Below are 319 nucleotides of genomic sequence, written 5' to 3' on the forward strand. Positions count from 1 at the left end.
TTCCACGGGAACCGTGGATTGTTGCTTTGAAGCACGGGTATTAGATTCCTGAATGTTTTCCCTGTCCTCCCCGAGACAGACACTGCAGATGGCCGCTCAGCCGTGGTGGAGGGAAGAGGAAATGGACATTGTTCACGAACGTGCCGCGGGATTGGATATCTCCAAACGCGACGCGAAGCTCTGCGTCCGGGTGCCGGGTTCACGGGCCGGGACCTACACGTCAACGGTCACGACCTGGGCCGCGACTACCCAGGCGATCCTGGAGTTGCGGGAGTTCCTGGAACGCGAACATGTGAGCACGGTGGTGATGGAAGCGACC

At 59.6% G+C, this 319-nt stretch carries 1 pseudogene; it reads left to right on the plus strand.

Annotated elements, in window-relative coordinates:
• Window positions 1-121 precede the first annotated feature (121 nt).
• A pseudogene (locus NFJ07_RS25785) lies at window positions 122-319 on the plus strand (IS110 family transposase); the annotation flags it as partial.

The sequence above is a fragment of the Arthrobacter sp. B2a2-09 genome (genome assembly GCF_027587375.1).
Lineage (GTDB): Bacteria > Actinomycetota > Actinomycetes > Actinomycetales > Micrococcaceae > Arthrobacter.